This is a genomic window from Microbulbifer sp. SE14 (assembly GCF_059834885.1).
Map to the genome: position 1 here is coordinate 1 of NZ_JCBAJA010000059.1, position 6,904 is coordinate 6,904.

The following is a 6,904-nucleotide window of genomic DNA, read 5'->3' on the forward strand; positions in this document are numbered from 1 at the left end:
AAGATGGGTTCACCTGACGCGATGTCGTACTTCAGAAGCGATTTTCCCTTGATGGATCAACGGCTTGCGGCAGCTTTTCCCCGACGAAGACCGACTCTACCAAGATTTTTCCCTTGAGGCACTTTTTTGGCCTGGAAGTGGTTTTCCTGGAGCCGGATACAACAAGCCCCGGGGGCGTCAGCGCCCGGGGCTTGTTGTATCTGGGGTGGTTGCTGGCTGTGGGTCAGGCCAGCACTTCCAGGCCCTTGCGGTCCACGATGTTCAGCAGCTTCAGAGACGGGCCGTTGGGCTTTTTGGCCCCCTGCTCCCACTTCTGCACCGTGGATTTGCTGGTATTCAGGTACACCGCGAACACGCCCTGGCTGGCCTTGTAGCGCTTGCGGAGGCGCCGGATCTGCGTCGGGGTGTATTCCTTCACTGGCGGCAGGCACAGAGCATCAAACTCCTTGAGGGTGACTTCGTCCATGACGCCAGCCTTGTGCAGCTCTTGGGCGCTTTCGTGCATCACTTCCAGGATGGATTTATCCATTGTCGTTCACCTCGATCAGTACGCCGGCCTTCACGGCCTTGGCTATCTCTTTGTCGCTGTAGCCAAACAGGGTTTTGGCGTACAGCTTCAACGCTTTCAACTCGTCGTCCTTGATGTTGGAGCGGACATTCTTGGCAAAGCCGTAGACGAAGAAGGCTTTGTCATCGACCTTGTAGGCCAGCAGAGTGCGCACCCCGCCGCTTTTGCCCTTACCACCCACAGCCACGCGCTTCTTGTACACCTGGCCGCCCAGGTCGGCGTCGATCAGGCCATTGGCCATCTCCTCGACGGCGGCTTCCAGGGCGCTATCGCTGACGCCTTCCTTGCCCGCCCATTTGCTGAAGGCTTTGTTTTTATAGATCCGCATAGCTGCCCTTTTGAGTTATCCGAAGTGTAGCACTTAGTGCTATAGCCGCCCACCATCATTTGTGACTGGTTGGCCTGCCGGGCTCCCTCCGCTTCCTCTGTTTAGCCGCCCTCCGGGCGCGGCAGCGCCCGAAGGGCCGCCGACAGGCGGCCGGTTCGACCGCTGGAAGCGGCTAAGGCGGAGGGGCGTTTGCCCCCTCCTGGTTGGCCGCTAGAACGGCGGCGCGGCCTCTTCGATGGCTTCGATCAGGTGCCGGTACTCCTGCCGTAGGTGCTTGACGTAGTACTGCCATTCGCCGTCCAGGCGCTCCCAGGCTTCGATGACGCCCCAGCCTTGCGGCAGGTACTCGATGCGCTCCAGGGTGAACGCGGCGGCGATCAGTTCGCCGGTGCTGGCGCCGCTACTGCCGGTTTGTAGCAGGCTGTGGGCGGTGTTGAGGATTTTGTCCAGCGGATACGGCAACTGGTTTATTTGATCGTGGATTTGCTTTTGCATGGCCATGCCTCCTTAGTGGCTGTTGTGTGGCCACTTGGCGGAACCTCGCGCGCAGGCCTGTCAAGGCTGCGGAGCGCTGTTCAGCGGGGCACCCGAAGGGCTTGGCCTTGACTGGGCGAGCACGGGGTTATGCTGAGGGGACACACAGCAGACACGGGGTTTCCGGGTGGCACGGACCCCAAGGTAAAAAGCTTTCGCGGCTTGCCGCGGCTTTGAAGTCCCCCCAGCGGGGGGATTTAGGGGGGAGAGACAAACAGTTTTCGCGGCTTCGCCGCGGCCTTTTGTGTTCCCCCCTTGGGGGGCTAGGGGGGTAAAAAACCAGCCATGCGACCAGCCCGGCCTGCCCGCTTAAAGACTTTACGCCGGCACGGCGTTCTGTGGCGGCAGGAAGCTCCGGGCACCACAGGAGTTGCTCTACACGGCGGGCAGGCGTTGTTCGGGCGGGGAGGACGAGCGCTTTTTGCGAGGCCGGGGGAGGCATGGCTGGGAAGCGGCCGCTAAAGTGGGATGGGGGCTGGCGCGGGCCTTGCGCTTTTGCGCGCTGCTTTTTTGCGCGCTTGCAAGGGCCGTGACAGACCCCAGCCCACTTTTGCAGCCACCTTTTTGCCTGTGCCGTGCGCAGCGCGGCCCGCCGCGTCGTTTGCGGCGGCTGGAACGAACGGTTTGCACTGTCCGCCGGCACGGGGCGAGCCTGGCACCTTGGCTTGCGCTGTTTTTTTGCAAGCCATGTGACAGGCGGTTTGGTGCACCGGGGTCAGTCGTCGTCCTCGATCTGTTCGCGCTCCAGGGTCTCGAACAGAGTATCGAGAGTCGGCTCTTCGTCGGCCTCCTGCCCTTCCGTCTCCTCGCGGTTTCTGTCCCCTTTCAGCTTCGCGGGATGCGTCAGGGTATGCACTTCCTTGAGCTTGTGGATGGCGACCTGGGTGTAAATCTCGGTGGTGGAGATTTGGCTGTGACCGAGCATCTGCTGGATAAAGCGGATGTCGGCGCCGTTCTCCAGCATCAGGGTGGCCATGGTGTGGCGGAACAGGTGGCAGGAGCCGGTTTTGTCGATGCCGGCCTGTTGCACGTATTTTTTGACCACGCGGCCCAGCTGGTAGCGGCCCAGGTCGCGGCCGCTTTCGTCGAGGAAGAGGTTGTCGGGGCTGTTGGGCAACTGGTAGTGCGGGCGCACATCGTCCAGGTATTGCTGCACCCACGCCAGCGCCCGGTCGCCGATGGGGATAAAGCGGTCCTTGCGGCCCTTGCCCTGGCGCACGGCGAGTACGCCGGCGCCGCTGTTCAGGTCCTGTAGGCGCAGGCTTACCAGTTCCATGCGACGGATGCCGGTGGAGTAGAAGACTTCCAGGATGGCGCGGTCGCGGATGCCCTTGTCGGTGGTGATGTCCGGTTGCGACAGCACCAGCTCCGCCTCTTCCACGGTCAAGGTGTGCTTGGGCAGGCGCTTTTCGGCCTTCGGCAGTTCCAGTTCGCTGGCCGGGTTGTACAGGATCAGGTTTTCCCGCATCAGGAAGCGGAACCAGGTTCTGACGGCGGTCAGGCGGTTGCGCTGGCTGGCGATGGACAGGGGCTTGTTGGCGCGGCCGAGGGCGTAGTACAGGTGGCGCTGGTAGCGTTGCAGTACCGGGCGGGTGATTTGCTCGATACGGGTGATGCCGCGCTCTTCGCACCACTGGATAAACCAGCGGATGGCGGCGTGCTTGTATTGCACGCTCTGTTTGGCGTAGTGGCGCGCCTGTAGATGTTCCTTGTAGGCCAGGGCGTAGGCTTCCAGGGAGCGCGGGTCGGTGGGCTTTGGGGTTTTCCGCTCGACGTAGGGCACGGCTTAGCCCTCGGTGGTTGAGGCGGCTAAAGAGGAGGGGTCGGTACGGTACGACGGGCCGGACTTTTTTGCCCCGGATAGGTGTATCTGGCTGGAACCGGAAGCTTTCGGTTCTGTATTCGCTGAAGTGCTTTGCTGACGGGGGTTTCCGTTGATTGCCGGTTTGGATTCCTCAACCGGAAGCTGGCCGGAAGGTGGCCGGAAGCTATGCGGAAGGTCGGGGTTTTGGGCCGGAAGGTCGGCGGTCGTAGTGTCGGTTTCCGTCCGCTTTTGCAGCTTGGCCACGTCGATCAAGCCGCACAACTGCGGCCGGGATGCCTCCGGGTCGCCGTCGAAGGCGAGTTCATACACAAAGCGCTGGCCGTTCTTGCCGTGGTGCACATAGACGTATTCCAGTTCCACCAGCCGCTCCAGGTGGACGCCAACCTGGCTGTTGGATAAACCGGTGGCCTCGCGGATTTCCCGGCGGGTGAAGCGCACTTCGTGCGGGCGCAGTCCCTCAACCTTGCCCTTGTCTTGAACCAGCGTGTACAGGCTTTGCAACAGCCTTCGGGTGGGTGGCGGCAGTTCGTCCAGGCTGCGGCCGAGGATGTCGTGGGCGAGTTGGTTGGCCAGCGCGATGTCGTTGGGCGTGACTTCGATGTATTCAATCTGCTGGCCGTTGTGCTCGACGGTTTTTATTTCCCGCTGGTACTGGTGCAGCAGCGCGATGCTGTCGATCAGGGTGAGGTACTTTTCGTGGTCGCGGCGGGTCCGGGTGCGACTGTCGGCGAAGGCCAGCTGTTCGGCGTAGGGGTTCACAACGGCGAGCGGGCGCAGCAACCTTTGCGCGTTCTGGTGCTGCTGGATCAGCTGTTCCGCCTCGTTGCCGGCCAGCAGACCGGACAGGGTTCTGGCTTGGCGTTGGCGCTGCTGGATGGCCGCCGTCTGTTCCCGGCTCTCATTGATGGTGAGTACCACACAGCGGTTCAGCAGTTCTTCGTCAATGTCTATCGCGGTGGTGGTCAGGAACAACATGACCGGGCCTTCTACCCGGTATTCCTCCGTCACCAGTTTGCCGGTTTGCGGATCTTTACCCGTGCTGGCGATAGTCAGTTCGCCCTGGCTTTGCAGGAGTTTTAACGCATAAGCCGCCTGCCTCACCCCTTCTTCCTCGGCAATGCCCAGTATCTTGTGTTTGAGTTCGGTTTCCCCAAGATAAAACAGGCTTTGGCCGGTCATGGCCGAGTAGTGGATGCGGTCTTCCTCCGGCACCAGCTTTAGAACGGCATCCATCAGGGCGCTTTTGCCCGCCGCCGAAGTCGATTGCACGATAATGGCCAGCGGGGTTTTCAGCTTGCGGGACACGGCGGCGATATAACCCATCAGGGCGTTGGTCGGCTCGCCCACCAGTCCGGTCTTGGCGAAGTCGTCCATGATCCTGGATGTGAGTTCGGGGTCGCGCAGCAGTTCCAGGGCCTGCTCCCGCTCGTCCTCCTCCATGGTGTAGGTCGTGGGCTCTTTCGGTTTCAGCGCTTCCTGGATGGCCTTGTCCTGCAAGCCTTCCAGTTGTAGCAAGAGCTGGCCCAGGTCGCGCTGGACCAGCTTGTCATCGAGGCCGGATTCCACCGCCGCCAGCCGGGCGAAGGCGGTTCTGTGCTTGGCGCTGTACAGGTCGAAGGTGTCCACGTGCACCACGTCACCGCACTGCAACAGCAGATTGATTTTTAAAACCTCGTAGCTGGTGTTTTTCTGGAGACCACGCACCCGGTAGCGGCGCTCGCCGAAGGTGATGTTTACCTCGTGTTCGGATTGTTGCGGCTCGGGGAGGTTTTCCGGGACGGGCGGCACGGCAGACGCCGGCAACGTTGGGGCTGGTTCTGTTGGCTTTTCTGCCGGCGCCGGCGCGGCCCGTTCCTCGATAGCCTGCATCTCCGCCGCCAGGGCTTCGGCCTGCTCCGCAAAGCGCTGCCTGGCTTCCGGATTGGCGGCTAAGGCGGGCGGGGTCTGTGGCTGGAGTTCCTCGATATCCAGTTGCCACTCCGGCGCCGGACCTTCGCCCATCCATTCCGCAGAGCGGATCACCACACCGAGGCTTTTACTGGCCGGGGTCACTTCCTGCGCGTATTTATTCGCGTCCATGCCTTTCGGGAACAGCAAGCGGTAACAGGCAAAGCCTTCTCCCTGGAGTTTTTTGGCCAGTTGCTCCGCCGCTTTGTTGCCGGCTGCATCGCGGTCGTAGGCAATCAGCACCCGCTGGATTTTCAGTTCCTGGAACAGCGCCAGGTGATCGTCGGTAAAACCGGCAGTGCCATAGCTGGCGGTTACGTTTTTATAGCCCGCCACCCAGAAGGTCATGGCGTCGAGCAGGGCTTCGCACAGGATCACTTCCTGCCGGCCTTGCAGTCCTTCCGCATTCCACACGCCCCGGTGTGGCCCCGGCAAGTACAGGTGTTTCGGGGTGCCCTTGCGCAAGTCGTCTCGCAGCTTGCGGCCGTAGACTTCGGTAATTTCTGTCTCCTGTCCTCCGTCTTCCGTCCTCTGGATCACCGGCACCACCAGCGAGCCATTCAGGTGCTCGTGGCCGCTCTCCCGCAGCAACCCTATTTCCTGCAACCGCTCGCGGATCTCCGCGCCGGCCTTGAGCCGCTTCGGCGGCAACTGGTAAGCCAGGGTGCGGTTGGCGTAGCCCAACTTAAAGCGCTCGATCAGCTCCCGGTCGCCCAGCCCTCGGTTCTTCAAGTAGTCCAGCGCCTCGGGGCTGGCCAGCAGGGTCTGGTGGTAGTAGTCGATCACTTGGCGCAGCAGGTGGTGGGATTCGGCATCGGGGGAGAGCGCGGAAGGTTTCGGGGCGGTAGCGGCGGCAGGTTTGGCGGCGGGCGCCGTGGGAGCGGCTAAGGCGGGGATGTCGTCGCGGAGCCTTTCCGCCGCGTGGCGGAAGCTGATCTTTTGGGTTTTCATCACCCAGTCGATCACGCTGCCGCCGGTCTGACAGGCACCCAGGCAGTGCCACAGATTGCTCTTCGGGCTCACCACCAGCGACGGCGTCTTGTCGTCGTGGAAGGGGCAGCGGCCCACCAGGTCGGCGCCGTGCTTCTTCAGCTCCACCCCGAACTGCTCCACCAGCCGCTCCACCGACACTTCCGCCTTGATCCGCTCGATCACTTCGTCCGCGATGCGTGCCATAGCCCCCTCCGCCAAAACCCTGTCAAGAGTTCGTTTGATTCGTTTTGCGGGATATTATATATTCGTTTTTCGGCAGTCAATAGATTCGCTTTGCGAACCCATCCGTACACTAGGAGGCCTCTATGGTTTACGAGCTAATGCAAGTGATGCAGGATCAGGACATCAGGCAGGCCTTCGGGAAACGACTCAAGGAGCTGCGCAAACAGAAGGGTTGGACTCAGAAGGAGCTGGCCAACAAGCTGGATATCCGCTACTCCCACCTGAACAAGTACGAGAGCGGCATGCACGCGCCGCCGCTGGAGAAGCTGATCCAGTTGGCGGATATTTTCGATGTATCGCTGGACTACCTGGTGATGGGCCAGCCGATGGAGGAAAGCCCCATCCGCAACGAAGTGCTATTCAAGCGCTTCAAGCTGCTGGAGACTTTCGATGATCAGGACAAGGACACGGTGATCCGGGTGATCGATGCCATTATCGCCCAGCGCCAGGTGGAGCATGCCATGCGGCCCCTGGAGCGATAATCGTC

General features: G+C 61.6%; 6 protein-coding genes. 1 reads left to right on the plus strand and 5 read right to left on the minus strand.

Going from position 1 to position 6,904, the window contains the following annotated elements:
• Nucleotides 1-223: 223 nt before the first annotated feature.
• The 5 genes from AC6R19_RS22495 to AC6R19_RS22515 all read right to left on the minus strand — a co-directional run bounded on the left by AC6R19_RS22495 (nt 224) and on the right by AC6R19_RS22515 (nt 6,378).
• On the minus strand, nt 224-529 hold the full coding sequence (locus tag AC6R19_RS22495; RefSeq protein WP_500582112.1) for a helix-turn-helix domain-containing protein: 306 nt from the start codon (nt 527-529) through the stop codon (nt 224-226).
• Complete coding sequence (locus AC6R19_RS22500) at nt 522-896, minus strand: type II toxin-antitoxin system RelE/ParE family toxin (RefSeq protein WP_500582113.1); 375 nt, start codon at nt 894-896, stop codon at nt 522-524. Before AC6R19_RS22500 ends, AC6R19_RS22495 begins: the two co-directional genes overlap by 8 nt.
• 210 nt (nt 897-1,106) lie before the next feature.
• Nucleotides 1,107-1,391, minus strand: coding sequence for a hypothetical protein (locus AC6R19_RS22505; protein WP_500582114.1), 285 nt, complete (start codon nt 1,389-1,391; stop codon nt 1,107-1,109).
• 754 nt (nt 1,392-2,145) lie between these two features.
• Nucleotides 2,146-3,213 (minus strand): site-specific tyrosine recombinase XerC, encoded by a 1,068-nt coding sequence (gene xerC / locus AC6R19_RS22510; RefSeq protein WP_500582115.1) that lies wholly within the window; start codon nt 3,211-3,213, stop codon nt 2,146-2,148.
• A gap of 3 nt (nt 3,214-3,216) precedes the next feature.
• On the minus strand, nt 3,217-6,378 hold the full coding sequence (locus AC6R19_RS22515) for a CHC2 zinc finger domain-containing protein (RefSeq protein WP_500582116.1): 3,162 nt from the start codon (nt 6,376-6,378) through the stop codon (nt 3,217-3,219).
• Between the two features lie 122 nt (nt 6,379-6,500).
• Here AC6R19_RS22515 and AC6R19_RS22520 point away from each other — a divergent pair, with 122 nt between their 5' ends.
• A complete protein-coding gene (locus AC6R19_RS22520) occupies nt 6,501-6,899 on the plus strand; it encodes a helix-turn-helix domain-containing protein (protein WP_500582117.1) in 399 nt (132 codons plus the stop codon).
• The last annotated feature ends 5 nt before the right edge of the window (nt 6,900-6,904 follow it).

What these genes read in the sequence shown, in the direction of transcription:
- AC6R19_RS22500 (WP_500582113.1), bottom strand. Translation starts at nt 896, where the DNA reads ATGCGGATCTATAAAAACAAAGCCTTCAGCAAATGGGCGGGCAAGGAA.
- AC6R19_RS22495 (WP_500582112.1), bottom strand. Translation starts at nt 529, where the DNA reads ATGGATAAATCCATCCTGGAAGTGATGCACGAAAGCGCCCAAGAGCTG.
- AC6R19_RS22505 (WP_500582114.1), bottom strand. Translation starts at nt 1,391, where the DNA reads ATGCAAAAGCAAATCCACGATCAAATAAACCAGTTGCCGTATCCGCTG.
- AC6R19_RS22520 (WP_500582117.1), top strand. Translation starts at nt 6,501, where the DNA reads ATGGTTTACGAGCTAATGCAAGTGATGCAGGATCAGGACATCAGGCAG.
- AC6R19_RS22515 (WP_500582116.1), bottom strand. Translation starts at nt 6,378, where the DNA reads ATGGCACGCATCGCGGACGAAGTGATCGAGCGGATCAAGGCGGAAGTG.